This window comes from Neisseria sp. HMSC064D07, from assembly GCF_001837185.1.
Taxonomy (GTDB): Bacteria; Pseudomonadota; Gammaproteobacteria; order Burkholderiales; family Neisseriaceae; genus Neisseria; species Neisseria flavescens_C.
Map to the genome: position 1 here is coordinate 1 of NZ_KV831683.1, position 227 is coordinate 227.

Here is a 227-nt window from a genome sequence, read left to right on the forward strand (position 1 = left end):
GCCGGCGACGACAACATCACCACCGAAGCCCAAGGCGACACAGTGACCGTCAAGCTGAACAAAGACCTGGTGGTAGACAGCGTCAAAGCCGGCGATACCACCGTTAACAACGACGGTGTGAAAGTAGGCGACGATGTCGCATTGACCCAAGACGGCGTTAAAGCAGGTGATGTCAAACTGACCAAAGACGGATTGAACAACGCCGGTAACAAGATTACCAACGTAGC

At 53.7% G+C, this 227-nt stretch carries 1 protein-coding gene; it reads left to right on the plus strand.

What is annotated here, in order from left to right; genetic code table 11:
- Positions 1 to 227: hypothetical protein (locus HMPREF2608_RS11475; RefSeq protein WP_210402773.1), on the plus strand; the 227-nt coding region annotated here is incomplete at both ends.